Below are 25,493 nucleotides of genomic sequence, written 5' to 3' on the forward strand. Positions count from 1 at the left end.
ATATTAAAAGGGGGATGTTTCCCCCTTTTTAAGCTAAAAGTTACAAATAATCAGTTCCTTACTCTGTTTCGCTTTTCCTTTGGCTTTCAGGTTGTAACCAATATTAACCACCTGCAATGTCAATCCCTTAAACGCCTTACGCATTTCTGGAATATCGTTCACTGAAATTATCATTTTTCCGTGGACAGTATGTGCAAGTTCTGCCAACAGATCGTAGTTCTCTAGCCCGAACTCAATGCCATATCCCTCAGTCCCCCAATATGGTGGATCACAGTAAAACAAGGTATGTGGTCTATCATAACGCTGAATACACTGTGCCCAGTCCATATTTTCAATGATCGTTCTTGCCAGTCGTAAGTGAGCCATTGATAACTCTTCTTCTATTCTAAGCAAATTGAAGCGTGGTGGACTGGTGGTAGAAGTACCGAAAGTATGCTCAGCAACCTTGCCTCCAAAGGCTTGCTTTTGGAGGTAGTAAAACCGCGCTGCCCGCTGAATATCGGTTAGTGTTTCTTCCGGCGTGATCTGCAACCATTTATAAATCTGGCGGCTGACCAATGCCCACTTAAATTGCCGGACAAATTCTTCCAAGTGATGTTTTATCACACGATAAAGATTCACCAGTTCGCCATTGATATCATTAATGACCTCACACTTGCTGGGTATTTTCAGGAAATACAGAGCAGCTGCACCGCAGAATGGTTCCACATAACAGGTATGTTCAGGAAACAAGGGTAAAATATGTTTTGCTAATCGGCGTTTACCACCAATCCAGGGAACGATGGGTAAAGATTGTTCTTTCATTATTTGTAAGCCTTTTCCATTAGCTAAAAATGAGTTAGGCTTCTTCGGTCATCGATGACGAAAAGAGCCTGGGTTGATTCACAGTGCATACCTGTGGGTTGATGACCTGCCCAGTGTTGAGCACACTGAGTGGGTCGCTCTTATCCTGTCTTTTACTTTCCCGATGCGCTCTTAACGCCCTTTAAAATTCTTTTCCCGCTAAATTGGCAAAACTGTTTCCATCAACGACAATGGAAACAGTTCAATGAAAACCTTCAACTCACTTATTTCACTTATCAAAAAATTACGCCTCGGCGGCTGGCTGTTAACAGCGGTACTTTTGCTGGTCACTATTGGCTTGGTTTCTCCTCAACAAGTCCCTGTTGTGATCTATAAGTTGTCGCTGATTGCACTGGCTGCTGTCCTGGGATACTGGCTAGATCGTAGTTTATTTCCCAAAGCCAGACCTGGTCAGTATCTGAAACATGATGAAGAACTCATGAAAGCGGGAAAATACCCCATCCAGACGGGTTACCATATGGCATTTGCGGCTGTTCTGATACGTCGTGCACTCATTGTTGCCGCTGTCTGTCTCAGCGTAGCAACAGGGCTATAATCATGAATTGGCGGCAGATGATCGGAATAGTACTGCTGTGGTGTGGAGGCCTGATCAGCCCTGTACTGGCTGATGAACCACCACACCGTTCGCTGCAATACCGCAATGATTTGATACGTGCTTCTCGTGTGATCTGGGGATTGAATGCCCCTGTGGCTGATTTTGCCGCTCAGTTACACCAGGAGAGTGTCTGGAAATCACACGCGGTTTCACCTGTTGGTGCTCAGGGAATGGCTCAGTTTATGCCTGCAACTGCGGATTGGATCAGTCAACGCATTCCTGAATTATCCAATAAAGATCCTTTCAATCCTGCCTGGTCTATACGAGCAATGGTTCACTATGACTACTGGCTATGGCAACGCATTAAAGCTGCTGATGAGTGCCAAAGAATGGCGATGGTGCTGTCTTCCTATAACGGTGGCTTGGGCTGGTTATTACGGGATAAGAAGAAAACCACGGCAGTGGGTCTCAATCCGTGGGTCTGGTTCGGTCACGTTGAATTTCAAAACGCGGGTCGCAGTGCCGTTGCCTGGAGAGAAAATCGTCATTATCCCCGACGTATCTTACTGGAACTTGCACCGCGTTATTTGGTTTGGGGAGGTGCCCGCTGTGCCAATTAAATTATGGGCTAAGCCTGTTGTATTGATTTTGGCGCTAGTAAGCCTGTTTGCTTTGGCTTATTGGCGAGGCCATGTCACGGGCTTTCAGAAAGCAAAGGAGACTGGAAATACCGCATTGGCACAACAGAAAGCGGATTTTCTTCTGCTGGAAAAACAACGGACAGAGCGGGAACTGGCAACACTGAATGCCTTGCGGCAACGTTATCAAATGCAGGTCAACTTAGCGCATCAGGCGGAAGCCAATTATCTCAATGGTATCGAAAAACTCCGTACTCAGAATCAACAACTGAAGAGGAAAATTGATCATGTTACTCAGCGTTGGATGGATGAAAAACAACAATTTCATCCCGTTAATTGCGTGTTTACTCGTGGCTTCGTGCAGCAATACAACGCCGCCTTCGGCCTGTCCGGTGAACAAATGCGCTCTGCCTCCGTTACCTCCGGCGCTGATGAAACGCCCCGTGAAAATGAAACCGCTGACGCCCAACTACGGTCATCCGGTATTACGCAAAGAGACATCCTCGCCAATGTCATCGATAACGGGGAGCAATGTCTTGCATTGAAAGCGCAGGTCAATGGCCTGCTGGATTACATCGAAGGATTACAACAATGACATTACAGATTGAGTTTTGGGCTGCTGTGGGTTTTCTGTTCTCTTTCCTTGGTTTCGTTTTTGGCATCGCAAAGTGGTTATTTTCCAAAGCGGAAGAACGACAGGAGGAACGGCACGCTTCGTTAGGGCAGGCGCTTAAAAATTCCGTAGATAACTGGTCTCAGCTCGAACGTGAGTTTATGCAGTTTAAGGCTGACTTACCACTGAATTACGTGCGACGTGAAGATTACATTCGTGGTCAAACAGTCATTGAAGCCAAACTGGATGCACTTTATAGCAAATTAGAGGTGGTGCAGCAGCACCGAATTGCCGGAGGTAAAAATGATTGATATAGCCCGTGTTCGTCGTGAGTCATTGCGCTGGAGTTTATTGGTCGCGTTGAATAAAACGCGCCCATATACCGCCAGTGAGACATTGTTATTGGATATATCTCGCGCGATTTACCCTGATGTGACTGCACTGGAGTTACGCAAGGAGTTAGATTATCTGGCAGACCGTCAGTTGATTGACCTGAATAAACAGCCATCGGGCAGTTGGTTTGCGGATTTAACCCGTATTGGTGTTGATATCGTTGAATATACGGTTGAATGCGGTCCTGGTATTGCTCGTCCTGAAAAATACTGGAGTGAATAATGGCGCGTCGAAGCACAATCGATAAACTCCCTGAAGACGTCCGGCGTTGGTTGGAACGCGCGTTGACTGAATCAGGATTCAGCGGTTATCAGGAACTGGAAGATCTGTTGAAAGAGAAAGGTTATACCATCAGTAAATCTGCCATTCATCGCTATGGACAGAAAATTGAGCGTCGATTCGCAGCCATTCGTGCCGCGACTGAAGCTGCTCGACTGCTGACTGAAGGGGCTTCTGATGATCAGGATGCCCGTTCTGAAGCAGTGATCGCACTGATTCAAACTGAAATCTTCGAAAACATTGTTAAGTTGCAGGAGGCAGATGAAGAAGAAATTAACCCCGCAGAACGCGTCACCTTACTATCTAAGGTAGCAAAAAATGTCGCTACTCTGAGCCGAGCCAGTATCAATCTAAAGAAATATCAATCTGATCTACGCCAGAAAATTGCTGACAAAATGGAAGCACTGGAGAAGGAAGCCAGTACCCATAATGGTGGACGCATGAGTATTGAAACCTTGCGTCGTGTCCGAGAAGAAATTTATGGGATCGTCAAATGAGCGCCGCCATTCAACTTTATGCTTACCAACGCACATGGTTTCTAGACCGTTCCCGTTTCAAGATAGGTAAATTTGCCCGTCAGACAGGAAAAACGTTCACCACAACACTGGAGCTGACTGATGATTGCTTCGAAATTGAAGCGACAGGGGGACGTACTCGTTGGGTCATTCTTTCCCGTGGCGAGCGCCAGGCTAAAGAAGCGATGGAGGAAGGGGTAAAAAAACACTGCCAGGCCTACAACATGGTCGCCCGTGAGATTGAGGGATATTTTAAAGGTGCATCCGGTGAGCGTTATACCATGCTGGAAGCGGAGTTACCCGGTGGCTCTAGAATTACCGCCTTACCTGCTAATCCCGACACCGCTCGTGGTTTTGCATCCAATGTATTTTTGGATGAATTCGCATTTCATCCTGACAGTCGTAAGATTTGGACAGCACTGTTTCCGGTTATTTCCAATGGTTACAAATTACGGGTGACATCTACACCGAACGGCAAAGGAAACAAGTTCTATGAGTTAATGACGGATAAGTCACTGGATCAAGTATGGTCACGGCACATTGTCGATATTTATCAAGCCGTCAAAGATGGCTTACCACGAAATATAGAGGAAATGCGGAAAGCCCTTAATGACGAAGATGCGTGGGAACAAGAATTTGAATTGAAATGGCTGGACGAAGCCAGTGCATGGCTTTCTTATGAGTTGATTGATGGTGTCGAGCATGATTTAGCTGGGCTGCCAGAACATTATCAGGGGGGGCCTTGCTTTGTTGGCGTGGATATTGGTATCCGTAATGACCTCTTTGTTATTTGGGTATTAGAGCAAGTGGGTGATGTTTATTGGACGCGTGAGATTATTGCACGTAAGCGCGCCACATTTGCTGAACAGGATGCCTTGCTGGATGATGTTTTCTTCCGTTATCGCGTTTTACGTTGCTGCATGGATCAGACCGGAATGGGTGAAAAACCTGTTGAAGATGCTAAACGTCGGCATGGCAGTAGCCGTGTAGAAGGCGTTATTTTTACCAGCAACAATAAACTGACGCTAGCCACCAGAGGTAAAGAGGTATTTGAAGATAAACAGATCCGTATTCCTCGCGGTGATCAGCTTTTACGGACAGATCTCCATAAGTTACAGAAGATTTCTGGGCCAACGGGCACCCCCCGTTTTGTTGCTGATAGTGATGCAACAGGCCACGCAGACCGCGCATGGTCATGTTTTTTGGCGGTGAATGCGTCTGATGGCCCATCAGGCCCAGTCACGATTACATCCCGCCGTCAACGTCTGAGTGCTCAATTGCTGGGAGGATACTAATGGCACGAGGTATCTGGGTTTCACCCACTGAATTTATTCACTTTTCCGAATCAACGCAGTCACTCACAGAGCAAATTGCCTCACGAAACCGTTCCATTGATTTTTACGGTCTGGGCACCTATTTACCTAACCCTGACCCTATTCTTAAAGCACAAGGGCGTGATATCCGTATCTATCGTGAACTGCGCACCGACCCGTTAGTTGGGGGATGTATTCGCCGTCGTAAAGCGGGCGTGAAATCACTAGAGCGTGGTGTAGAACGTAGCAACGCCCCAGTGCGAGTCTTCAACTTTATCCGTGACATGCTCGCTGATTTGGATGTGTCACGTATCATTGGCGAAATGCACGACTCCGTTCTCTACGGTTACCAGCCCTGTGAATTAATGTGGAGTCGGAGTCCATCATGGTCAGTGAGTGATATCGTCAGTAAGCCCCCTGACTGGTTCCACTATGATCGTGACAACCAGCTCCGTTTTCGTGCCCGTGATGCCGGTGTTGAGGGGGAATTAGTCCCGCTTTATAAGTTTGTGACGCCACGTCAGGACGCAACTTATGACAATCCCTATGGATTCCCCGACTTATCTATGTGCTTCTGGCCTGTCACCTTTAAGAAAGGCGGTATGAAGTTCTGGGTCAGATTCGCCGAGAAGTATGGTTCGCCGTGGGTCATCGGAAAGCATCCACGAGGTACACCACAAAGTGAAATAGATCTGTTGTTGGATTCAATGGAAGCGATGGTAGATGATGCCGTTGCCGCTATTCCCGACGATTCCTCCGTTGAAATTAAGGAAGCAGCAGGGAAATCAGACAGCAGTGATATCTATCAAAATCTGATTACCGTTGCCCGCAGCGAAATTGCTATTGCCTTACTGGGACAGAACCAAACAACAGAAGCAAACAGCAATAAAGCTTCTGCACAAGCTGGGCTGGAAGTGACCGATGATATTCGTGATGCCGATGCTGACATTATCGCCAGCGCCATCAATCAGATCATACGTTGGGTGGTAGAACTGAACTTTGGTAACGTTGAATGTCCGGTCTATCGTCTGTGGGAACAACAATCCGTTGATGAAACGCAGGCTAACCGTGATGTTAAATTGAGCCAGTCAGGTGTCAGGTTTACACCGCAATACTGGAAACGTGAATACCAATTGCAGGATGGGGATATTGATGAAATGCCACTCCCTATGCCCGCCGTTCCTCCATTGCCCTTAGCATTTTCAGAAGCAATGAATGCCGAACTGGAAGCACAAAATAAGCTGGATGAGGCGCTGGATATTTTGATAAATGGAGAGAATTTAGACAAGACACTGGAACCGATTCTGGCCCCCTTGTTCGACCGAGTTCAGAACGGCGCTAATCCCAGTGAACTGTTGGGAGAGTTAGCCGAACTTTATCCTCATATGAATGCGGGTGATTTGCAGGAACGGCTGGCGCGGGTATTGTTTGTGACTAACATTTGGGGGCGTTTGCATGAGCATGACAACGGCTGAATTGGCATATTGCATGACCTTACCCCCCAAACGCGCTATTGGTTACCTGAAATCTAAAGGTTATCAGATAAGCTGGGACTGGGAAGATCTCTGGCAGGATGCACACGCCAGATCATTTACTGTCGCTAAAGTAACGCGTTTGGATATTCTGGAAGATATTCGTCAGGTACTACAGCAAGCCTTAGACGAGGGCAAAACTGACCGCTGGTTTCGTAAGGAATTGGAGACAGTTCTCAAACGCAAAGGATGGTGGGGAACAACTGAAGCAGACGATCCAGTTACAGGAGAACGAGTTACCGTTCAACAAGGAAGCCCATGGCGGCTTGATACCATTTTTCGTACCAATATGTCTGTACTCTACAGTGCGGGGCGTTGGGCAGAACAGATGGAAAATATTGATGACCGACCGTACTGGATGTATACGGGGATCAATGACAGCCACACCCGCAAAAGCCATCTTGCCTTACATGGACAGGTATTTCGTTACGATGATCCATTTTGGCAGGCATTTTATCCGCCTAATGGCTGGCGTTGTCGTTGCAGTGTGATTGCACTCAGCTATGATGATGTTAAAGCCAGAGGATTAAAAATTGCGAATTCTGGCAAAGCGATGGGCAGTGAACTGAAGTTAATTTCCCAGAAAACCGGAGAAATGCAGCCTGTTGCAACATTTATTACGGGTACGACTCAAACAGGAAAAACCAAAGTTGCCACCGATGTAGGTTGGTCATACTCACCCGGTGCAGCATACCGCCCCGATTTAGCACGTTATCAGGGATCGTTATTCGGGCTGGCTCGCCGTGAATTAAGAGGACAGAATGAGTAATATCACTATTACAATTAATGATAACGATTTGATGTGTGGCTTGCATGCGCTAGCATCTTCTGCAGAAGATCTGACACCAGCCATGCGTAAGATTGCTGCAACACTATCGGCAGAAACTTCATTCAATTTCGAAGCTGACGGTCGTCCTGCCTGGATACCCTCAGTTGCAGCACAAGATCGAAGTGGCCAGACATTACAAAAAACGGGGCGTTTGATGAATTCAATCAATACCCGTTATGATTCCAGTTCGGCGGTTATTGGTACAAACATTATCTATGCCCGTATCCATCAAATGGGTGGAGAAACTGGCCGCAATAAATCGATATCCTTGCCTGCCAGACCTTATTTACCTGTTACAGCAGAAGATGAACTATCACCGGAAGCGACAAGATCGGTTTTGAGTGCCATCCAGAGACATCTTGAAGCAGCGGCTCGCCGTTAAACGTTGTGTCTTTATGCGGGTGATTTATCATTGTCATCCGCAAAAAAGTTTATAAAGCGTTTACAGGCTCAAATTTTCGGTATCTAATGGCCTCCAGTTCTCCACTTTCTTATTTTTTTCTCTCGTTTTTTCTAAAGCAGATTAAAAGTCATTTTTTCTGATTAGGGTGAAACTGTCTCTATCAACATCATAGAGGCAGTGAAATGAAGTTACTTCACATTTTCAAATCCGGTACGCATACCGATATGAATGGCAAACAACTGCCATTCAGCCCAGCAGATTTGCAAGCTTGTGCGAAGGCCTATGATCCATCATTGCATGAAGCACCGATTGTGATCGGACATCCCAAAGATAATCTACCTGCCTATGGTTGGGTTAAATCACTCACCGCTTCCGGTGATGATTTGATTGCAGAGCCTCAGCAGATTGATGCCCAGTTTGCCGAACTGATTGATACAGGTCGCTATAAAAAAATTTCCGCCTCTTTCTATTTACCTGATTCCCCAAACAACCCTAAGCCTGGTGTGCTCTATTTACGTCATGTTGGTTTTTTGGGTGCACAACCACCCGCCATTAAGGGGTTGAAACAGGTTGAATTCAGTGAGCAAGAACAGGGGATCGTAGAGTTCTCTGACTGGAGTGAAATCACTAACGCTTCACTTTGGGGGCGTCTACGAGAATTTTTGATCAGTAAATTTGGTATGGATGAAGCGGATAAAGCGCTTCCTTCCTGGCAGGTAGATTCATTACGTGAAGAGGCTTATAGCACGACTCAACCTGCCCCTGCTTTTCATGAACCCAATAACACACATCAACGTGAGGAAGACACCGTGACAAATGAAGAAAAAAAAGCACTGGAAGATGAAAACACCCGTCTGAAAGAACAGCTTGCTGCCCGTGATGCCGCCGATGCCCAGCGTAAGCAAGTTGAACAACATGCCGGAAATGTGGCCTTTGCTGAAAAACTGGTCGCAGACGGCAAGTTAGCACCTGTTGCTCAATCTGTTGTGGTGGCATTACTGGACACGGTTACTCAAGGGGAATCTCCCGTTGAATTTGCTGAAGGTGATGTGAAGAAACCGCTGGTTACCGCGTTTAAAGATTTATTGAGTTCTGCCCAGCCTGTTATCGATTTTGGCGAACGAGCGACAAAAGACCGTGTTGACCAACACGAATCCACAGACACGACAGAATTTGCTGATGCAGATCCTGAACGTCTGGCATTGCACCAAAAAGCGCTCGCGTTAGCAAAGAAAGAAGGTATCAGTTACGACGCAGCCGTTGCCCGCTGTCTGTAACACTGCTGCCGTAACTATTGAGGAGAGATAAATGTCTGATTATTTGAAAGGTAAACGCATTGTTGATCCCGTGCTGACCAGTGTGGCTCGGGGCTATAAAAATGCGGCGTTCATTGGCGAACATATTTTTCCTGTTGTTGAAATGGAAAAAGAAGGCGCTACAGTCCCTACATTTGGTAAAAGTGCCTTTGTTGAATATGACACTGAACGTGCGGTGGGTGCTAACAGTAATGTATTAGTTCGTGAGAAAGGCAGTTCGTTGGATATTGTACTTAATGAACATGATTTGGCGGCTGCTGTTGATTATCGCGAAAAAGCCGAATCTTTATTTAATGAAGAGGCTAAGGCAATTCGTCGCTCCACCAATGGTGTGAACCTCAAGCGTGAATTGTATGCAGCCCGATTGGCGCAAGATCCTAAAGTTTATCTCAAAGACTCAGTAAAGAGGCTCGCGGATAATGAGCGTTGGGTGGGTGGCACAGGCAGCCCAATCCAGGTCATTGAGGCTGGGATAGAGAGGGTACGAACCGCTATCGGTGTCCGTCCCAATCTTATGACGATGGGAGCCAGCGTTATGTCACTGTTGAAGTTCCACCCTGAAATTCAGGCGGCAATTGGCGCTAATGAACGTAAGCGTATCACAACAGAAATCCTGAAAGATCTTTTCCAAATCCCAAATGTTATCGTGGGTGAGCCTGTTTCTACGCCAAACCTTAAAAAAGAACCTGTTGATGTCTGGGGTGACAACTTAATGCTGCATTATGTTTCACCTCCGCAAACGGGGGTAGAAAGTGCCGATGAGTATGAGCCATCATTTGGTTATACCTTCCGGCGCAAAGGGATGCCTGTCGCGGATAAATATGAAGGTGTGGGCGGTAAGGTCAATTACTGCCGTTATACCGATATTTATAAAGTGGCGGTGGTGGGTGGTGATGCTGGCTACCTGATTACTAACATTGTGGAGTAAGGAGGACGGTCATGGCTGTAACACAACAACCTGTATTAACAACGACAGTTGTCGCCACCGCAAGCATCATCCAGCATCGTTTGGTCGGTGCTGATAATGCACCTTGTCAGGCTGGTGCCGCTGCACTGGGTGTTGCCGAAGTCGATGCGAAAACAGGTGATGCCGTTCCGGTAAATGTGTTGGGCATTATCGCGGTTGAAGCCGGAGCACCTATAGCACGGGGGCAAGTCGTACAGTCGGATAAGAACGCCTGTGCAGTGCCAAGAGCGGCAGAGAATGCCACTGTGGTTTCTGTCGGATTAGCGCTGGATGAAGCCACCGCGGCGGGTAATGTCATTCGTATCTTACGTGGTGTATGACATGTATTGTTCATTGGCTGATCTGCAAGAGCAGATACCCACGCAATCATTGATATGGCTGTCTAACGACGAACGGACTGCCCAGACAATGAATGAGCCTGTGATTAACAGTGCTATTCGCTACGCAGGTGAACTCATCGACGCCCATTTACGTGGGCGTTATATCTTGCCGTTGGCAGAGGTGCCCACCGTATTACGTGATGCTGCGGTGACGTTAACGCGCTATCGGCTGTATGCTCGCCGTCCTGAAGGAAAAATCCCTGAAGCGGTGATAGACGATTACAAAATCGTTCTACGCCAACTGGCTGATATACGTGATGCAAAACTAACACTCGGGATACTGGCTACAGGAAAAGATGCGCCTGAACCCGGAGAGTTTCGAGTCAGGGCGCGTCGTCCCATCTTCGGGGGCAATCATGGGATGTTGGAGAAATATTGATGGACGTTTCACCCATTATTGATGCTGTTGTTGTCAGATTACAGGAAAGGCTGCCTGGCTTACAGGTCGAGTATTTTCCTGAAAACCCAGATGAATTCAGGCTAAACCATCCCGTGGGCGCTATCTTAATCAGCTATGCAGGTTCTCGCTTTAATAACCCAGAGGATGTCGGCGTACTCTTGCAGACACAAATCGTGATGCTTAATGCCACCATTGTTTTTCGTCAGCTTAATGGACGTGAAGGTGCTGTGGTCACACTGGATCACGTGCGCCGGATTCTGGGCGGATTTCAACCACCGAACTGCCAACGTAAATGCTGGATGGTTAGGGATACTTTTCTTGGTGAAATAGCAGGATTGTGGCAGTACATACTGGATTTTGCGACTGAATGTGTATTTATCGAAGACAGTGAGTCAGAGGATGGGCCACTGCTAACCCAAGTCAATTACGAGGAAATTGAACAATGAGATACCTTTACACAGGTCCGGCAAGTGGCGTCACGTTGGCGGATGGCACTGAAGTCTTGCTTTGGCCAGGCAAAGAAACTGTTGATTTGCCTGAGCAGCATGACTATGTACAAACATTGATCGCGTTGCAATATCTTCATCCTTTACCAGAGCAACAAAAAAATAGCCTGAAGAAAAAAGAGAAATCCGAGGAGGTCACTGATGGCCGCTAACTATTTGCATGGTGTTGAAACTATCGAAATCGAAAAAGGCCCACGTCCGGTCAAAACGGTGAAATCGGCCGTGATCGGCCTGATTGGTACTGCACCACTGGGGCCCGTTAATGCAGTGACGCTCTGTTTGTCAGAAAAAGATGCGGCCCAGTTTGGCACCCAAATAAATGGGTTTACTATCCCCCAGGCACTGGATGCAATTTATGACCACGGTGCGGGAACAGTACTGGTTATTAATGTGCTTGATCCTGAAATACATAAGAACCATGTTGCTAATGAAGGTGTTGTTTTTGATAAAACAACAAGTACTGCGAAACTGGCTAATCCTGTGGTCAGTCATGTTGTACTGAAAGCCTCTGCGGATAGTGTACCTTATATAGAAGGACAAGATTACACGCTGGATGCCCAGACGGGCAGGCTCAAGAACATCGGTAAGAATATCGCAGCAGGCACGATTGTGGTTGCCAGTTATGACTTTGCCGATCCTACGTTGGTCACTCCTGCTGACATTATTGGCAGCATCAGTGCAGCGGGCAACCGTACAGGAATGAATTTGCTGAATGATACGTATAATCTGTATGGATTTTTTGCCAAGATCTTGCTGGCGCCTGTCTATTGTACCCAGTTAAGTATTACAACCGAACTGATTGCGCTGGCGACCAAATTGGGTGCAATGGCTTATATTGATGCGCCGATAGGAACAACCTTCGCACAAGCTATCAACGGTCGTGGCCCGTCTGGCACAATCAATTTTAATACCAGTTCTGATCGTGTTCGGCTGTGTTACCCACACGTCAAAGTCTACGATGCTGAGACTAATAGCGAGCGCTTGGAACCACTGTCATCCCGTGCTGCGGGATTGCGTGCTAAGGTTGATGCAGACAAGGGCTTTTGGTGGTCATCCTCCAATCAGGAAATCATGGGGATCACAGGGATTGAACGTCAGTTATCTGCCATGATTGATGATCCACAAAGTGAAGTCAACCTGCTCAATGAGCAAGGTATTACAACAATATTCAACAGTTATGGTTCAGGTTTACGCTTATGGGGTAATCGTACTGCCGCATGGCCAACAGTGACACACATGCGTAACTTCGAGAACGTGCGCAGAACCGGTGACGTGATTAATGAGTCCTTGCGTTACTTCAGCCAGCAATATATTGATATGCCGATCACCCCCGCGCTAATTGATGCCCTGACAGAATCCGTTAATGCCTACGGGCGTAAGTTGATTGCTGATGGTGCTTTGTTGGGATTTAAGTGTTGGTTTGACTCTACACGCAACGAAGAAACATCACTGGCAGCAGGTCATTTGTTGCTTAGCTATAAATATACACCACCGCCACCACTGGAACGACTCACATTTGAGACTGAGATCACCTCTGAGTATTTGCTGAATCTAAAGGGGAATAGTTAATGGCTGGAAAAATTGAAATTAACCGTATTACTAATGCCAACATTTATATTGATGGCAATAACCTGCTGGGACGAGCGGAAGAAGTCAAGCTGCCGGACGTATCCATGACTATGCAGGAACATAAGGCATTGGGAATGGTGGGTAAAGTCGAACTTCCCGCGGGTTTTGATAAACTGGAGGGTGAGATCAAGTGGAACAGTTTCTACCGTGACGCTATGTTATCCGCGGCGAATCCTTATAAATCGCTGGCATTACAGTGCCGTTCCAGTGTCCAGAAATTCAGTTCACAGGGACGTATTGATGAAGTGCCATTGGTAACGTATCTGACCATTTTATTTAAGAAGAATCCACTGGGGACATTTAAGCAACATGAAAACGCTGATTTCTCCAGTAGTTTTACGTGTACCTATATTAAGCAGGTATTGGATGGGGAAGAGCTACTGGAACTGGATTATTTAGCCAATATCTTCCGTGTAGGTGGTATTGATCAGCTGACCGATTATCGCGTTAATATTGGAGGCTAGTCGCAATGTCTGGTCTGTAGACTTAGTGGGTAATAATGGGGGCACTCGCCCCTTTCTTCTTTAATCTTCTTTAATATCGCCACTTCCTCCTATGAATGATACTGAATGAAACTTACAGAGGAGTATCATCATGTCAACGAATTACCGCCTTCAATTTCCCTATACCACGGCTGCTGGCGTTAATATTGAAGAAATCCAGCTATCACGTTTGAAAGTGAAAGATATCAAGGCCGCTCGTCGAATCAGCGAAAACCCTGCCGATTGGGATGATATTTTATTGTCACGTTCCACCGGGTTGTTACCGGAAGATATCGAACAGATGGATGCCGCAGACTATCTGGCATTGCAGCAACGATTTCAGAAAATCGTCGGGGTGGATCAAGGAAATAAAGATGCTGTGGGAAGCCGCGGCAATACTGGCACGGTGGTTTCGGTTTCAGCCGAGTGAAATTGATAATCTGGCTCTGGATGAATTTGAATGTTGGTTGGATGAGGCTAACACCCAAATCAAACGCGAGAATAAAGACGATTAACTAACGCGCCGATACCTACAGCGATTGCAGCCAGCAGATAAATAGCCGGTTGCAATATTGCCGCCATCAGCGCCATGGCTATCGACAATAGCACTGCGCCGCCACCAATCATTATCACCCAGACCAATCCACTGTCACTGGTACTTACCGTATAGACCGTCAGTTCAGCCATCAAATAGATATAGATACTGGCAAATACGGCCACTAAGAATGTTTGAAATACCACCAGTGATTTTCCCATTGCATTTCCTGTTTAAAAAATTTCACTTAAAGAGAGCTTAACCCGTGTCTGCAGAATTTTCCATCGGTGTCATCATAAGCGGAGCCATTAGCGGTGCATTTAGCTCTGCTATATCGGGAACTCGCCGTACACTGGGCGCCCTAGGAGAAACCACTCGTCGGCTGGAAAATCGGCAACAGGCATTGAACCGTGCTATTGAACGTTATGGTCAGTTGGGTTCCCGCAGTGCACAACGTTTGAATACAGATTTACAACGTGTTGGCCGAACACTGGAACAATTAAACCGTCAGCAAAAACGTTTAGAGTCTACTGCCAGTATGAGTGATGCCGCCAGAGCAAACCGTATGGCTCTCTATGGAAAAGGTGCCGAAACTTACGCATTAGCGCGAACAATATCCTCTCCCGTTATGCAATCAGTAACAAAATACGCCTCATTTGAATCAGGGTTAAGAGACATTGCTGTTACGGGTGATCTGGATGCAAAACAAGAACAAGCCATTGGTGTGTCTATTCGACAAACATCACTCAAAGTTAATCAGCTTCAGGAAGAACTTTTGGGTGGAGTTGGTCAGTTGGTTGCTGATGGCATGGCTCCTGAAAAAGCATCACAGTTTGCTGAATTATTGGGAAAAGCGGCTACCGCCACCAAAGCGGATATGACTGATCTGGCCAAAATGACGTTTGCTTTCAGTGATGCTCTTAAAATTACTAATACCAAAGATCTAGAGCAAGCTTTCGGTATTGCAGCAACGGGAGCAAAACTTGGTTCATTTGAATTAAAGGATATGGCGAAAGCATTACCTGGGCTGTCCAAAGCATTTGCTGCACGTGGAATCACAGGCAAAGAAGCTATCACACAGATTGTAGCCAGTTTGGAGGTTGGTAAAGGAAGTGGTTCAGCGGAGGCGGCTGTTACCAATATGACAAACTGGCTGGCCGCAATGGGGAGACGTGACACTATCCATAAATATGCGGATGCTGGTATTGACTATCAAGGGTCAATGCAGCGTTATGTTGCACAAGGATTCTCGCAATATGAAGCCTCCTTAATGATCGCCAATCGTTTTATTGATGGAAAAGGAAAAGCATTTTTACAGCAATGGCAGGAAGCTGGAGCTAAAGGTGATCAAGACAGCCAACAAAAATTAATGGAATCATTTGGTCTGGCTGAAATTTTTACTGATATTCAGACAGTGAACCATCTGGTATCTATGCGTCAGGGCTGGGATAAGTATTTATCCAGTAAAAAGGAGATGAATAGTGATGGTGCACAAAATACACTGTCGAAAGATTTTGATAAGCAAAATGACACGCTGGAAGCAAGGTGGCGGCGTACTCAGATTGGATTTAATGAATCATCTATTAATATTGGTCAATCATTGCGTCCGACGCTGATGCAATTAGCCGAAACTTTTATCCCATTAATTGATCAGACTGGCAAATGGCTTGCAGCTCATCCTGAACTTATCAGTAATGTTGTCTCACTGGTCGGCGGGTTTTTGGCATTTAAAGCGGCTTCAGTGGGGGTCAGATTAGGCCTAAACCTTTTGTTTTCTCCTATCATTGATATCTGGAAAGGTGCCATGTTAATGCGCACCCGTTGGTTATTGCTTCGGGCCGCTATCGGTACGGGGGGGCGATTTGCTTTTGTCGGCAATCTCTTAGGTAAAATGGCTAGCGCGGCTCGTGGGTTAGGTAAAGTTCTTGGCGGTGCTCTCTATAAGGGTTTGATGCTGGCTGGCAGGGCTCTTTTGTGGATTGGTCGTGCATTGCTAATGAATCCCATCGGATTAATCATCGTCGGTATTGCAGTCGCTGCGTATCTTATCTATCGCTATTGGAAACCCATCAGCAATTTCTTTAAAGGGCTTTGGGGTAGAGTAAGATCTGCTTTTCAGGGGGGATGGCAGGGAATTAAAAACATTTGGTCTAATGTTAAAGGTTGGTTTACTACCCGCTGGAATGACATATCAAATGTTTTTAATAGTGGGATACTTAAAGTTGGTAAGTTAATTTCAAACTGGTCTCCCTTGAAATGGTTCTCTAAGGCGTTCAGTGGTGTCATGAAATGGTTTGGCATTGATATGCCCAATAACTTTACTGATTTTGGTAAAAATATCGTTAATGGATTGGTGAATGGCATTTCTAATATGCTGACCACGGCCAAGGATACTATTAAAAACTTCGGTGGCAACATTTCTGGCTGGTTTAAAGAAGCGTTAGGTATTCAATCTCCCAGTCGGGTATTTATGGGCTTTGGCGATAATATCGTGCAAGGCGCGGTGATGGGTATTGAGCGTACAAGTCCGCTGGCTGCTCGCGCCACTCAGCGTCTGGCTGAAGAAATGACACCTGACGCTCCTCAAATTCCAGTGACCAAAACGATGTCAGGTTATTCCACTGGGCGGGCAGCCTATAAAAATGCGGGAAACAGCAATAATGGATTGTCTGTCACTTATTCTCCACAAATTTACATTGGCAATAAACCACAAGCGGCTACACCCGATATCAGTCAGGCATTAAATATGAGCTTGCACGAATTGGAAAAAATGCTGGAACGTATCGTTATACAGAGAGAACGCCGGAGGTATGAATAATGTTTGCTGTATTAGGTGATATCGAATTTGAATTAATCACGTATTGGGATGGGTTCGATGTTACGTTTGGCGTTGATTATGCTGAACATGCCCGAATCCACGGTAAGCCTGGCTTGCAGTTCGTGGGTGAGAAGCTGGATGAAATTCAACTTAGCCTGGTCTTTCATCAACATTATTGTACGCCGGATGTTGAATTAAATCGGTTACGCGCAGCGATGCGAAAACATCAGGCGCTGGCGTTGGTATTTGGCAATGGCGATTATCGTGGCTGGTTTGTCATTACTGATGTGACAGCCACCAGTGAACAAACAGACTCAGTCGGCAATGTATTTGCCCTGAATGCCTCCGTGACATTGCGTGAATATGTTGGTGATCCTAAAAATCAGTTGAAGCCACCTGCTATTAAATCCCATGTTCCGAATACAAAGGCGTTATCTAATGCAGTACCGAAGCCATCAGGTCTGGCTAAACAACTCAGGGATGGCGTGAATTATGCCAAACAAGCGCAGTCAGCATTGCAAACAACGATCAGTACCGTACGTATTGCGCAGAAGATGAAAGGTAACCCGGCAGTCGCATTGACTCGTGTGCCCGGTCTTTTTACCGGATTGAACAATATTGCTGGGCCATTAGGAAAAAGTTATCCGGCGTTTAAAGCCTTGGGTGACACGCTGCCGGAGGCAATTCAATTGACCAGAGCAACAGGACAGGCCGCAACATTTATTAATAACGCTCAAGCGTCATTAAGCCGTGTAGACAGTCGTAATATTGCGGCTGCATTGGATTCTGTGTCGGGGCAGCTTGAATCGGCTAGTTCAACATTCACATCGATATCTCCTGCACTCAGTAAGATGGCTGCGCAAATTACGACGAGGGTACTTTGATGTTTCTTGAGCACATTACAAAAGCTGGTGATAGATGGGATTTATTGGCTCATTATTATTACGGTGATCCTCTGGGTTATGCCCGTATTGTTGCTGCCAACCCTCATATTGCCGTTACACCCGTATTGCCCTCGGGGGTAGTTGTATTGATCCCCATTATTGACGCTGACAATGTAGTCACTACAGAGGATACTCCACCGTGGCTGAGATAATTGATATCAGACAAACACCCTCTCTGGCGGGTGTCTCTGACGTTTTAAGCCCGACGTTTACGTTACGTTATTTGCAAAAAGATATCACTAACGACATCACACCGTATGTTACGCGTGTCAGCTATACCGACAATATCAAAAGTGAATCGGATGAAATTGAAGTGGAGCTGGATGATACCGATGGTCGCTGGCTGGATAAGTGGTATCCGGGCAAAGGTGATACATTAACGTTGAGATTGGGTTATCTTGGCGAACAGTTGCTTAATTGTGGTACATTCTCTATTGATGAAATTGAAGTCAGTAGCCCGCCCTCGACAGTATCCATTAGGGGTGTTGCAACATCGATTAATATGGCATTACGTACCAAATCTAATCGTGGATTTGAAAATACGACACTGGCAGCCATCGCGAGTCGTATTGCCAAAAAACACCGACTAAAGCTGGTTGGCAGTATTGAAACCATCAAAATTGACCGAGTGACACAATACTCGGAAACTGATATAGCCTTCCTGAAGCGACTGGCCAATGAGTACGGTTATGCCGTTAAGGTTGTCAGTGAACAACTCATATTTTCCCACTTAACCACCTTACGCAGCCAGGTGCCTATAAAGAAACTATTCCCTCATGATGTTGCCCAATTTTCACTGCGGGACACGATTAACAAGGTTTATAAGAAAGCCAAGGTGAAACACCAAAAGGCGGGTGATAAAAAATTAATTGTCTATGAAGCTGACGGCACGACCAGTACAAGTCATCAAGCCGATTCAAAAGGAAAAAATAATAGTGGAAAAGAAACCAGCGCAGATACCTTAAAAGTCAATAGTCGAGCAACAGACAAAAATAGTGCAGAAATTAAGGCACAGTCAGCACTGGATTCTCATAACGAATACCAACAAAACGGTTCGCTGTCATTGATGGGAAGCCCCCAGTTAACGGCTGGAAATAAAATTGAATTGATTGGGTTTGGCAAACTATCTGGGCAATGGTTAATTACTTCAGCTCGTCATTCCTTTGATCGCAGCAGTGGATATGTCACTGAACTTGAAATTGCTCGTGGCCCCATTACATCCGGCAAGTCTAAGAAAGGTAAGAAGAGTAAAACACAGAAATTAGTTGTCTATAAACCAGATGGTTCTTCCGAAACAGTCATCAAGGAGAAAACCAAATGAGCAGTGTAACTCGTCAAGTTGGTACTATCAGTGCTGTAGATCCTGCCACCGTTCGTGCCCGCGTGCGATTGCCCGAATGCGATAATATGCGCACTAACTGGCTGAATGTATTACAGCGAAATACCCAAAATAACAAAGGTTATTGGTTGCCTGATATTGGAGAACAAGTTGAGGTGCTACTGGATGCCAATGGTGAGGATGGCGTTATTTTAGGTGCAGTTTATTCCAGTGTTGATAAACCGCCTGCCAATAATAAAGACACCCGTGGTGTGACGTATGCAGATAATGCAGCCTTTTATTATGATCGCACTACTCACACTCTGACTATCAATGGTGGTATTCAATATATAAATATCACTGTAGGTGCCAATGTTGTTATTCAGGCGCAACAAGTCACTGTTGATACACCGGAAACAATTTTAACCGGAAATTTGTTAGTAAAAGGTCGGTTAACCTACCAGAATGGGCTATCGGGTTCTGGTGGTGATGGTATTGCAGCAAATATTCAAGGTAACGTCAGCGTCAACGGCAATATCCATGCAACGGGCAGCATCATGGATGAAGGCGGTAATTCGAACCATCATTCTCATTAACTTCTTTAAACGTCTTTAATATCAAACCTTCCAGCTGGGGGCGATACTGCCCCCATGAATACAAACTCAAACTCTGTTTTTTGGCAACCTGCTCTCCAACACTCCGGCGAAACAGTCAGTGGGTTGGATGATATTGCTCAAGCCATTCTCATTATTCTGCGTACACCACGTGGCAGTGACCTACATCGACCAGAATTTGGCAGTAACTTACATCGCTATATTGATTATCCCATAGACCGCGCAATTCCCCACGTTGTCAGAGAATCTGTCGATGCTATTTCGCGTTGGGAACCTCGCTGTCAATTGCTATCGGTAAAACCCACCATTGATGGAGAGCATTTAACTCTGCGTGTGAATTGGGCTGCCGCGGATGGCATTACACAATCTACGGAGTTGTTATGGCGCTGACAGAACCTAATTTTATCGAACGCGATGCAGAGAAAATCACAACCGAGATGATCGCACAGTATGAGGCTGATGCCGGCAAAACGTTGTACCCAGCACAGGCTGAACGCCTGCTGATTAATTTGTTTGCCTATCGTGAGGCATTGATCCGGATGAGAGTCCAGGAAGCGGCTAAACAAAATTTGGTTCAGTTTGCTTGTGCCCCCATTTTGGACTACTTAGGCGAATTGGTTGGCGTATATCGGCTACCTGCCCAACCTGCGCATACCACATTGCAATTTAGTGTTGATGAAGTATTAGAACGAGATGTCCTTATTCCCGTTGGAACACGTGTTAGTGCATCAGATAGCATTATTTTTGCTACTAACACAGACGCTGTTCTAAAAACTGGCATGCGTTTCGTCAATGTCAGCGCTACCTGTATGGATGCGGGATTATCGGGTAATGGCTGGCAACCTGCACAGGTTAGCACTCTGTTGGATGAGATCGATGATATTGATCTGCAAGTAACTAACATAATAGCCAGTAGCGGTGGTTCTGCTGAGGAAAGTGACGACAGACTGCGTGTACGAATTAAGATGGCACCCGAATCGTTTACTAATGCGGGCAGTTGTCAGGCCTATCGTTTCCATGCCATGCGTGCTCATCCCAACATTGTTGATGTCGCGGTTATGTCCCCCGTTCCGGGCACAGTTGAATTATTTCCACTATTGGCGACAGGCTTGCCAGATGAAAGCATTCTAACGCTGGTGAAAAGTTTTTGCTCTGATGAGAAAGTCCGTCCATTGACGGACACTGTTCACGCAAAATCGCCAGTGCAAATCGACTACACCATCAAGGCAAAATTGACTTTGTATGTCGGTGTTAATGCCTTAGATATTCAGTCCTCAGCAGAACAGGCTATACAAACGTGGGTAGCGGAACGAGCTACAACACTTGGGAAAGATATCGTCCCCAGCCAGATCATTTCAATACTGTCTATTTCCGGTGTCTATCAGGTAGAGCTGGAATCACCTGCACTTCAGGTCATAAATGAGAATGAATGGGCAAACTGTACTGGTATTTCCGTTTTGATCACGGGAGTCGCTAATGGCTAAGTTACATTTACCGCCGCCACTTGAATCTGATATCAGCATGCGTGCATTAGGACAGCTCGTTTCTCGTTTTGATGATATCGATTTAACCCGGTTAATGGTTTATCTCATTGATATTGTCGATATCAGCGCATTGTACTGGCTCGCTGACCAGTTTTCATTATTAGGTGATGGCTGGGAGCTTGTCGAATCAGAAGATGCCCGGCGCACACTAATCAAATCAGCGATAGAGCTGCATCGCTATAAAGGCACGCCCTGGTCAATCAGGGAGGTAATTCGCCGTTTTGGATTTGGTGAAGTTGATTTAATTGAAGGCACAGGACAAATCAACTATGACGGTCATGCCAGCCATAACGGTAATTATGTGCATGGTGATGCAACGTCCTGGGCAGTTTATCGGGTTATTCTTCAGCAACCTATTACCAATGACCAGGCCTCACTATTACGCACCACGCTAGCGGCTTTTGCACCTGCGCGTTGCCATCTCGCCAGTTTGGAATATCAGTCAGTATCAATTCGCTACAACAACACTGTCAGCTATAACGGCAGTTACAATCATGGGAGCAGTTAAATGGCTAATTTACCCGAAACCCCACAATGGTCTGACGGCGTATATCAGATAGAAACTTCAGACCCCGTATTAGGTGGTCCTGATGGCATTTCTAATCGGCAGGCTAAACAACTTGCTAGTCGTACAAGTTATCTAAAACAGCAGTTGGAACAAAACGAGAGTGAGCTGAAGGAGCATACCGAAGCTAAAGATCCACATCCTCAATATGCACCCAAAGCCAGCCCTGTATTCACAGGAACACCGACGGCGCCAACACCGGCACAGGATGCTAATAACACCCAGATTGCAACGACAGCCTTCGTGCAATCTTTGGCAAATGCAGCAAATAATAATGCTAATACTCGTCTGGAGAAAAACAAGAACGGCGCGGATATTCTTGATAAACCGGCGTTTGTGAAAAACCTCGGTTTAACGGCAGGCTCGGCGTTACCGGTTGGTGTCCCTATTCCGTGGCCGTTGGCAACCCCTCCGGCTGGGTGGATAAAATGTAACGGCGCTACGTTTACCGCAGCACAATATCCAGAGCTGGCGCGTGTATACCCCTCGCTGAGATTACCAGATTTGCGAGGGGAATTTATTCGAGGGTGGGATGATAGCGGTAAGATTGACCCAGGCCGCGCTTTGCTTTCATTACAAAGCGGCTCAGTTGGGCGACATGATCACGCATTTAATCAAACATGGGGGGCAACGGGGCCCGATAGCACAGGTGGGAGGTATCCTGTTAGTGCAGACACCAATGGAGCGGCGCTTGATCTTCCTATCTATACGGATTATTACGGGGGTAATGAAACTCGCCCACGTAACATTGCATTTAACTACATTGTGAGGGCTGTATAATGGCTGGCGCAAAATTAGACCAATACCAACACGCTACGGTCGCCGGTGATATCACGGTATTTAACTATCATAGCGAAACACGGGAATATAGTTCTGCATCCGTGGAGTTCTTACCCGTAGGTGTCGGCATCCCAGCCCACTCGTGTATCGATGCACCGGGTGATCGCAAACAGGGTTATGCGATTTGCCGGACGTCGGACTTGTCCGCGTGGGAATACGTCGCAGATCATCGTGGTAAAACCGTTTACAGTATTGAAACAGGTGCCGCACAGGTGATTACAGCACTCGGTGATTATCCATCGAAAACAACACCAGAGGCACCTGCAACACCATTTGACAAATGGAATGGTAAACGATGGGTGACAGATAATCAGGCACAACGCCAGCATGAACAGCAACAGGCAGAATCCCAAAAACGCTATCTAATGTCTCAGGCTACAAATTCCATCACTCCACTCCAATATGCTGTCGATCTCAACATGGCAACGGACACAGAGAAATCGGCACTGACCGAATGGAAAAAATACATGGTGTTATTAAACCGTGTAGACTGTTCGGCAGCACCCAACATTGACTGGCCTAAAGCGCCAGAATAACAATCAGGGGCTGTGTGCCCCTGTACTCATTCCGGCTGTTCCGGCCATACGATATCGGGTGCGGTAGCGCAATCCACCCGATTGAGCAGGACACGGTATTTGCGCCAGTTGGTTAATGCGGATTTTTCGGCGTCGGTCGCCATATCTAAATCAACCGCGTCCTGGCAGATATCAATTTTTTCGGTTGCCGCGCTCAATAGTTGCCGTTTTTGGTATTCCGCCTGCTGCTGCAATTCCGCTGGCGTCGGAGGCGGTGGTGGAGGGATGTTAACCCAGCACGGCATTCCGTTGCTATCAACGCCTTTTCGTTTACCCGCAACGGATTGACTAAATTCAGAAAATACCTCATCTGCCACAGGGATAACATCATCGGGCAGTGTACCGGCAGCCTGATAGTCTGCTAACAGTGCGACAGGGTAAAAACTGAGCGTAGAGCGACTAAATAAATAATTTTTCATATCAATATCCTATTGCGATATATGTCACGACAGGTGGATGGATGGGTTTATATAGGGATTGAATTAACAACTCCGCCAGTTTTCGGTCAATTATTATTGTGCTGGCAATTACAATCCACCGTTCACTCGTACCGCCGTTTAAAACAGAGTTTGTTAATGAAACGCATTTATTGGGAAATGGAATAGGGAATTCGAACATTGTCTGTGTCTGATACCAGCCACCTAGACCAGCTCCTGATACCTGAGTCGTTCCATGTGCCCGCCCCCATTGAATTACCACCCCGCTAGGCAATTTTTGATAACCAGACTCAGTTAACCGCGATTCAAAAAACGACATATCAGGGATCTGATTGCGCCCGTTCCCGATGGTTCGATAGACCGTATCCGCCAAACCGAGGTTTTACGGATATCAATTCGTCATTTTTAAAGTGGTGATAAGCTCATTAATTCATGGACTAAATGAGGTATTAATAATGGCGAAAATTGGCTATATCCGTGTATCAACAACAGACCAAAACAGTGATCTGCAACGAAATGCATTAATGGCCGCAAATTGTAACTCGATTTTTGAGGATAGAATTAGTGGCAAAACCGCCAATAATGATGACCTATTTTAATTAGGCGTTTTATTCTGCACTGTGCATTATGGAGGAATTAACCCCACACAAAAGAATGCAGAATATATTGCTAAATTGGCTGCTACGCTACACTGATTGTGTAAAAAATTTTCAATAGATGAAACGCGATTAGCTCTTCATTTATCGCGCGGATAGGTGAAATTTATCGCGCGCGGCATCAGGAAGAGAGGGTGTTAAGCTGCTAAAAGATAGCATCACACATATAGTAATAAGGGATACGATAGGAGTAGTGGTATCAGATAAGAGAGCTTGGTGGGCAAAATTACCGGATTGTCTGCCGGGCTATCAGAATGAAAAGCCGAAACAACGAGGCGAAAAACAAATAGAATTAATGATATACCAATCGCCATTGAAGATGCTTGATTTCTTATCCAAATCAGATCATGCTTGCAACCATGAAAATTCATCTGACACCAGAACAAAAACGAGCACTCGAATTGATGCATGATACCACTCGTGACAGTCGAGTCTGTGATCGCATCAAGGCCGTGCTTTTGGCATCAGAGGGCTGGACTGCTCAGATGATTGCACAGGCCTTGCGTATTCATGAAAGTACGGTCAGCCGTCACCTAAAAGACTTCATCGCTCAGGAAAAGCTGACGCCGGAAAATGGGGGCTCTGAAAGCCGTCTTTCTGCCGAACAAACCGCTGACCTGATTGAATATTTGACCGCCAATTTGATGCATACCACGACCCAAATTGTGGCCTATGTCCAGGCACGTTGGCAGGTGTTTTTCAGTGTAGGGGGCATGACGAAATGGCTTCATCGCCAGGGTTTCAGCTACAAAAAGCCAAAGGGAGTGCCTCATAAATTCGATGCGGATAAACAGCAACAATTTATTGATGACTACAAGGTGCTGAAAGACAGAGCGGCTCAGAATGAGCCGATCCTGTTTATTGATGCGGTGCATCCTTCACAGTCCACAAAGCTCAGTTATGGCTGGATGAAAGCAGGAAAAAATCAGGTAAAAGGGGTTGAAACCACCGGCAGTCGTACCCGTCTCAATATTCTGGGTGCGCTGAATTTACAACGGATTGAAGACACCGTGATCCGTGAATATCCAAGCATTAATGCTGAAAATATCGCCT

Annotated in this window: 34 protein-coding genes and 1 pseudogene; 31 read left to right on the forward strand and 4 right to left on the reverse strand. The window is 46.1% G+C overall.

What is annotated here, in order from left to right:
- Nucleotides 1–33: 33 nt before the first annotated feature.
- Complete coding sequence (locus Xentx_RS07800; RefSeq protein WP_074019682.1) at nt 34–804, reverse strand: DNA adenine methylase; 771 nt, start codon at nt 802–804, stop codon at nt 34–36.
- Between the two features lie 244 nt (nt 805–1,048).
- Here Xentx_RS07800 and Xentx_RS07805 point away from each other — a divergent pair, with 244 nt between their 5' ends.
- The 19 genes from Xentx_RS07805 (at nt 1,049) to Xentx_RS07895 (ending at nt 14,024) form a co-directional block, all read left to right on the forward strand.
- On the forward strand, nt 1,049–1,399 hold the full coding sequence (locus tag Xentx_RS07805) for a putative holin (protein WP_074019683.1): 351 nt from the start codon (nt 1,049–1,051) through the stop codon (nt 1,397–1,399).
- Between the two features lie 2 nt (nt 1,400–1,401).
- Nucleotides 1,402–2,019 carry a transglycosylase SLT domain-containing protein gene (locus tag Xentx_RS07810; RefSeq protein ID WP_074019684.1) on the forward strand — a complete coding sequence of 206 codons (618 nt, stop codon included), beginning with the start codon at nt 1,402–1,404 and terminating at the stop codon, nt 2,017–2,019.
- Entirely contained in the window at nt 2,009–2,632 is a 624-nt protein-coding gene (locus tag Xentx_RS07815; protein WP_139292449.1) for a hypothetical protein, read from the forward strand. Before Xentx_RS07810 ends, Xentx_RS07815 begins: the two co-directional genes overlap by 11 nt.
- Nucleotides 2,629–2,961 carry a hypothetical protein gene (locus tag Xentx_RS07820; RefSeq protein WP_074019685.1) on the forward strand — a complete coding sequence of 111 codons (333 nt, stop codon included), beginning with the start codon at nt 2,629–2,631 and terminating at the stop codon, nt 2,959–2,961. The genes Xentx_RS07815 and Xentx_RS07820 overlap by 4 nt, the downstream gene beginning before the upstream one ends.
- Nucleotides 2,954–3,265 (forward strand): hypothetical protein, encoded by a 312-nt coding sequence (locus Xentx_RS07825; protein ID WP_074019686.1) that lies wholly within the window; start codon nt 2,954–2,956, stop codon nt 3,263–3,265. Before Xentx_RS07820 ends, Xentx_RS07825 begins: the two co-directional genes overlap by 8 nt.
- Nucleotides 3,265–3,819, forward strand: a complete 555-nt coding sequence (locus Xentx_RS07830; RefSeq protein WP_074019687.1) for a DUF3486 family protein — start codon at nt 3,265–3,267, stop codon at nt 3,817–3,819. The genes Xentx_RS07825 and Xentx_RS07830 overlap by 1 nt, the downstream gene beginning before the upstream one ends.
- Nucleotides 3,816–5,132, forward strand: a complete 1,317-nt coding sequence (locus Xentx_RS07835; protein WP_074019688.1) for a phage terminase large subunit family protein — start codon at nt 3,816–3,818, stop codon at nt 5,130–5,132. The genes Xentx_RS07830 and Xentx_RS07835 overlap by 4 nt, the downstream gene beginning before the upstream one ends.
- A complete protein-coding gene (locus Xentx_RS07840) occupies nt 5,132–6,625 on the forward strand; it encodes a DUF935 domain-containing protein (RefSeq protein ID WP_074019689.1) in 1,494 nt (497 codons plus the stop codon). The genes Xentx_RS07835 and Xentx_RS07840 overlap by 1 nt, the downstream gene beginning before the upstream one ends.
- Nucleotides 6,606–7,451: a phage head morphogenesis protein gene (locus Xentx_RS07845; protein WP_074019690.1), complete on the forward strand. Its 846-nt coding sequence runs from the start codon at nt 6,606–6,608 to the stop codon at nt 7,449–7,451. The genes Xentx_RS07840 and Xentx_RS07845 overlap by 20 nt, the downstream gene beginning before the upstream one ends.
- Nucleotides 7,444–7,893 carry a phage virion morphogenesis protein gene (locus Xentx_RS07850; RefSeq protein WP_074019691.1) on the forward strand — a complete coding sequence of 150 codons (450 nt, stop codon included), beginning with the start codon at nt 7,444–7,446 and terminating at the stop codon, nt 7,891–7,893. Before Xentx_RS07845 ends, Xentx_RS07850 begins: the two co-directional genes overlap by 8 nt.
- 203 nt (nt 7,894–8,096) lie before the next feature.
- Nucleotides 8,097–9,191 carry a peptidase gene (locus Xentx_RS07855; RefSeq protein ID WP_074019692.1) on the forward strand — a complete coding sequence of 365 codons (1,095 nt, stop codon included), beginning with the start codon at nt 8,097–8,099 and terminating at the stop codon, nt 9,189–9,191.
- A 31-nt stretch (nt 9,192–9,222) separates the two neighbouring features.
- Nucleotides 9,223–10,158 (forward strand): hypothetical protein, encoded by a 936-nt coding sequence (locus Xentx_RS07860; protein WP_074019693.1) that lies wholly within the window; start codon nt 9,223–9,225, stop codon nt 10,156–10,158.
- Nucleotides 10,159–10,169: 11 nt separating this feature from the next.
- Entirely contained in the window at nt 10,170–10,517 is a 348-nt protein-coding gene (locus tag Xentx_RS07865; RefSeq protein ID WP_074019694.1) for a DUF2190 family protein, read from the forward strand.
- A 1-nt stretch (nt 10,518) separates the two neighbouring features.
- Nucleotides 10,519–10,956: a gp436 family protein gene (locus tag Xentx_RS07870; RefSeq protein ID WP_074019695.1), complete on the forward strand. Its 438-nt coding sequence runs from the start codon at nt 10,519–10,521 to the stop codon at nt 10,954–10,956.
- Entirely contained in the window at nt 10,956–11,423 is a 468-nt protein-coding gene (locus Xentx_RS07875) for a Gp37 family protein (protein ID WP_074019696.1), read from the forward strand. The genes Xentx_RS07870 and Xentx_RS07875 overlap by 1 nt, the downstream gene beginning before the upstream one ends.
- Nucleotides 11,420–11,635, forward strand: a complete 216-nt coding sequence (locus Xentx_RS07880) for a hypothetical protein (protein ID WP_074019697.1) — start codon at nt 11,420–11,422, stop codon at nt 11,633–11,635. The genes Xentx_RS07875 and Xentx_RS07880 overlap by 4 nt, the downstream gene beginning before the upstream one ends.
- Entirely contained in the window at nt 11,625–13,052 is a 1,428-nt protein-coding gene (locus Xentx_RS07885) for a phage tail sheath subtilisin-like domain-containing protein (RefSeq protein ID WP_074019698.1), read from the forward strand. Before Xentx_RS07880 ends, Xentx_RS07885 begins: the two co-directional genes overlap by 11 nt.
- Nucleotides 13,052–13,576: a phage major tail tube protein gene (locus Xentx_RS07890; protein WP_074019699.1), complete on the forward strand. Its 525-nt coding sequence runs from the start codon at nt 13,052–13,054 to the stop codon at nt 13,574–13,576. The genes Xentx_RS07885 and Xentx_RS07890 overlap by 1 nt, the downstream gene beginning before the upstream one ends.
- Before the next feature lie 130 nt (nt 13,577–13,706).
- Nucleotides 13,707–14,024, forward strand: a complete 318-nt coding sequence (locus Xentx_RS07895; RefSeq protein ID WP_074019700.1) for a phage tail assembly protein — start codon at nt 13,707–13,709, stop codon at nt 14,022–14,024.
- A 59-nt stretch (nt 14,025–14,083) separates the two neighbouring features.
- Here Xentx_RS07895 and Xentx_RS07900 read toward each other — a convergent pair whose 3' ends face one another.
- Nucleotides 14,084–14,350 carry a hypothetical protein gene (locus Xentx_RS07900; RefSeq protein ID WP_074019701.1) on the reverse strand — a complete coding sequence of 89 codons (267 nt, stop codon included), beginning with the start codon at nt 14,348–14,350 and terminating at the stop codon, nt 14,084–14,086.
- A 44-nt stretch (nt 14,351–14,394) separates the two neighbouring features.
- On the opposite strand from Xentx_RS07900, the gene Xentx_RS07905 reads away from it, so the two are divergent.
- From Xentx_RS07905 to Xentx_RS07950, 10 genes are read left to right on the forward strand one after another with little or no spacing between them, the layout of a single operon-like run.
- Nucleotides 14,395–16,947, forward strand: a complete 2,553-nt coding sequence (locus tag Xentx_RS07905; protein WP_074019702.1) for a phage tail tape measure protein — start codon at nt 14,395–14,397, stop codon at nt 16,945–16,947.
- Nucleotides 16,947–17,831, forward strand: a complete 885-nt coding sequence (locus tag Xentx_RS07910; RefSeq protein WP_074019703.1) for a phage tail protein — start codon at nt 16,947–16,949, stop codon at nt 17,829–17,831. The genes Xentx_RS07905 and Xentx_RS07910 overlap by 1 nt, the downstream gene beginning before the upstream one ends.
- Complete coding sequence (locus tag Xentx_RS07915) at nt 17,831–18,043, forward strand: tail protein X (RefSeq protein ID WP_083600909.1); 213 nt, start codon at nt 17,831–17,833, stop codon at nt 18,041–18,043. Before Xentx_RS07910 ends, Xentx_RS07915 begins: the two co-directional genes overlap by 1 nt.
- On the forward strand, nt 18,031–19,212 hold the full coding sequence (locus tag Xentx_RS07920) for a phage late control D family protein (protein WP_074019705.1): 1,182 nt from the start codon (nt 18,031–18,033) through the stop codon (nt 19,210–19,212). The genes Xentx_RS07915 and Xentx_RS07920 overlap by 13 nt, the downstream gene beginning before the upstream one ends.
- The gene (locus tag Xentx_RS07925) at nt 19,209–19,805 is read left to right on the forward strand and encodes a phage baseplate assembly protein V (protein WP_074019706.1); all 597 of its coding nucleotides are present in this window, start codon (nt 19,209–19,211) and stop codon (nt 19,803–19,805) included. The genes Xentx_RS07920 and Xentx_RS07925 overlap by 4 nt, the downstream gene beginning before the upstream one ends.
- 54 nt (nt 19,806–19,859) lie before the next feature.
- The gene (locus Xentx_RS07930; protein WP_074019707.1) at nt 19,860–20,213 is read left to right on the forward strand and encodes a GPW/gp25 family protein; all 354 of its coding nucleotides are present in this window, start codon (nt 19,860–19,862) and stop codon (nt 20,211–20,213) included.
- Complete coding sequence (locus tag Xentx_RS07935; protein WP_074019708.1) at nt 20,204–21,307, forward strand: baseplate assembly protein; 1,104 nt, start codon at nt 20,204–20,206, stop codon at nt 21,305–21,307. Before Xentx_RS07930 ends, Xentx_RS07935 begins: the two co-directional genes overlap by 10 nt.
- Nucleotides 21,300–21,875, forward strand: a complete 576-nt coding sequence (locus tag Xentx_RS07940) for a phage tail protein I (RefSeq protein WP_074019709.1) — start codon at nt 21,300–21,302, stop codon at nt 21,873–21,875. The genes Xentx_RS07935 and Xentx_RS07940 overlap by 8 nt, the downstream gene beginning before the upstream one ends.
- On the forward strand, nt 21,876–22,712 hold the full coding sequence (locus Xentx_RS07945; protein ID WP_074019710.1) for a tail fiber protein: 837 nt from the start codon (nt 21,876–21,878) through the stop codon (nt 22,710–22,712). It abuts the gene before it with no gap.
- On the forward strand, nt 22,712–23,308 hold the full coding sequence (locus Xentx_RS07950) for a tail fiber assembly protein (RefSeq protein WP_074019711.1): 597 nt from the start codon (nt 22,712–22,714) through the stop codon (nt 23,306–23,308). The genes Xentx_RS07945 and Xentx_RS07950 overlap by 1 nt, the downstream gene beginning before the upstream one ends.
- Nucleotides 23,309–23,334: 26 nt before the next feature.
- On the opposite strand, the gene Xentx_RS07955 is transcribed toward Xentx_RS07950, so the two are convergent.
- Nucleotides 23,335–23,766 carry a tail fiber assembly protein gene (locus tag Xentx_RS07955; protein ID WP_074019712.1) on the reverse strand — a complete coding sequence of 144 codons (432 nt, stop codon included), beginning with the start codon at nt 23,764–23,766 and terminating at the stop codon, nt 23,335–23,337.
- A gap of 1 nt (nt 23,767) precedes the next feature.
- Nucleotides 23,768–24,103, reverse strand: a complete 336-nt coding sequence (locus Xentx_RS07960; RefSeq protein WP_074019713.1) for a gp53-like domain-containing protein — start codon at nt 24,101–24,103, stop codon at nt 23,768–23,770.
- Between the two features lie 136 nt (nt 24,104–24,239).
- Here Xentx_RS07960 and Xentx_RS07965 point away from each other — a divergent pair.
- Together Xentx_RS07965 and Xentx_RS07970 are read left to right on the forward strand one after the other, a co-directional pair.
- A pseudogene (locus Xentx_RS07965) lies at nt 24,240–24,377 on the forward strand (recombinase family protein); the annotation flags it as partial.
- 422 nt (nt 24,378–24,799) lie between these two features.
- On the forward strand, nt 24,800–25,493 hold a 694-nt coding region (locus tag Xentx_RS07970; protein WP_083600912.1), incomplete at its 3' end, for an IS630 family transposase.

It is taken from the genome of Xenorhabdus thuongxuanensis, from assembly GCF_001908095.1.
GTDB lineage: Bacteria > Pseudomonadota > Gammaproteobacteria > Enterobacterales > Enterobacteriaceae > Xenorhabdus > Xenorhabdus thuongxuanensis.

Coding starts and splice junctions, on each gene's coding strand:
- Xentx_RS07800 (WP_074019682.1), bottom strand. CDS start 804: ATGAAAGAACAATCTTTACCCATCGTTCCCTGGATTGGTGGTAAACGC.
- Xentx_RS07805 (WP_074019683.1), top strand. CDS start 1,049: ATGAAAACCTTCAACTCACTTATTTCACTTATCAAAAAATTACGCCTC.
- Xentx_RS07810 (WP_074019684.1), top strand. CDS start 1,402: ATGAATTGGCGGCAGATGATCGGAATAGTACTGCTGTGGTGTGGAGGC.
- Xentx_RS07820 (WP_074019685.1), top strand. CDS start 2,629: ATGACATTACAGATTGAGTTTTGGGCTGCTGTGGGTTTTCTGTTCTCT.
- Xentx_RS07825 (WP_074019686.1), top strand. CDS start 2,954: ATGATTGATATAGCCCGTGTTCGTCGTGAGTCATTGCGCTGGAGTTTA.
- Xentx_RS07830 (WP_074019687.1), top strand. CDS start 3,265: ATGGCGCGTCGAAGCACAATCGATAAACTCCCTGAAGACGTCCGGCGT.
- Xentx_RS07835 (WP_074019688.1), top strand. CDS start 3,816: ATGAGCGCCGCCATTCAACTTTATGCTTACCAACGCACATGGTTTCTA.
- Xentx_RS07840 (WP_074019689.1), top strand. CDS start 5,132: ATGGCACGAGGTATCTGGGTTTCACCCACTGAATTTATTCACTTTTCC.
- Xentx_RS07845 (WP_074019690.1), top strand. CDS start 6,606: ATGAGCATGACAACGGCTGAATTGGCATATTGCATGACCTTACCCCCC.
- Xentx_RS07850 (WP_074019691.1), top strand. CDS start 7,444: ATGAGTAATATCACTATTACAATTAATGATAACGATTTGATGTGTGGC.
- Xentx_RS07855 (WP_074019692.1), top strand. CDS start 8,097: ATGAAGTTACTTCACATTTTCAAATCCGGTACGCATACCGATATGAAT.
- Xentx_RS07860 (WP_074019693.1), top strand. CDS start 9,223: ATGTCTGATTATTTGAAAGGTAAACGCATTGTTGATCCCGTGCTGACC.
- Xentx_RS07865 (WP_074019694.1), top strand. CDS start 10,170: ATGGCTGTAACACAACAACCTGTATTAACAACGACAGTTGTCGCCACC.
- Xentx_RS07870 (WP_074019695.1), top strand. CDS start 10,519: ATGTATTGTTCATTGGCTGATCTGCAAGAGCAGATACCCACGCAATCA.
- Xentx_RS07875 (WP_074019696.1), top strand. CDS start 10,956: ATGGACGTTTCACCCATTATTGATGCTGTTGTTGTCAGATTACAGGAA.
- Xentx_RS07880 (WP_074019697.1), top strand. CDS start 11,420: ATGAGATACCTTTACACAGGTCCGGCAAGTGGCGTCACGTTGGCGGAT.
- Xentx_RS07885 (WP_074019698.1), top strand. CDS start 11,625: ATGGCCGCTAACTATTTGCATGGTGTTGAAACTATCGAAATCGAAAAA.
- Xentx_RS07890 (WP_074019699.1), top strand. CDS start 13,052: ATGGCTGGAAAAATTGAAATTAACCGTATTACTAATGCCAACATTTAT.
- Xentx_RS07895 (WP_074019700.1), top strand. CDS start 13,707: ATGTCAACGAATTACCGCCTTCAATTTCCCTATACCACGGCTGCTGGC.
- Xentx_RS07900 (WP_074019701.1), bottom strand. CDS start 14,350: ATGGGAAAATCACTGGTGGTATTTCAAACATTCTTAGTGGCCGTATTT.
- Xentx_RS07910 (WP_074019703.1), top strand. CDS start 16,947: ATGTTTGCTGTATTAGGTGATATCGAATTTGAATTAATCACGTATTGG.
- Xentx_RS07915 (WP_083600909.1), top strand. CDS start 17,831: ATGTTTCTTGAGCACATTACAAAAGCTGGTGATAGATGGGATTTATTG.
- Xentx_RS07925 (WP_074019706.1), top strand. CDS start 19,209: ATGAGCAGTGTAACTCGTCAAGTTGGTACTATCAGTGCTGTAGATCCT.
- Xentx_RS07930 (WP_074019707.1), top strand. CDS start 19,860: ATGAATACAAACTCAAACTCTGTTTTTTGGCAACCTGCTCTCCAACAC.
- Xentx_RS07935 (WP_074019708.1), top strand. CDS start 20,204: ATGGCGCTGACAGAACCTAATTTTATCGAACGCGATGCAGAGAAAATC.
- Xentx_RS07940 (WP_074019709.1), top strand. CDS start 21,300: ATGGCTAAGTTACATTTACCGCCGCCACTTGAATCTGATATCAGCATG.
- Xentx_RS07945 (WP_074019710.1), top strand. CDS start 21,876: ATGGCTAATTTACCCGAAACCCCACAATGGTCTGACGGCGTATATCAG.
- Xentx_RS07950 (WP_074019711.1), top strand. CDS start 22,712: ATGGCTGGCGCAAAATTAGACCAATACCAACACGCTACGGTCGCCGGT.
- Xentx_RS07955 (WP_074019712.1), bottom strand. CDS start 23,766: ATGAAAAATTATTTATTTAGTCGCTCTACGCTCAGTTTTTACCCTGTC.
- Xentx_RS07960 (WP_074019713.1), bottom strand. CDS start 24,103: ATGTCGTTTTTTGAATCGCGGTTAACTGAGTCTGGTTATCAAAAATTG.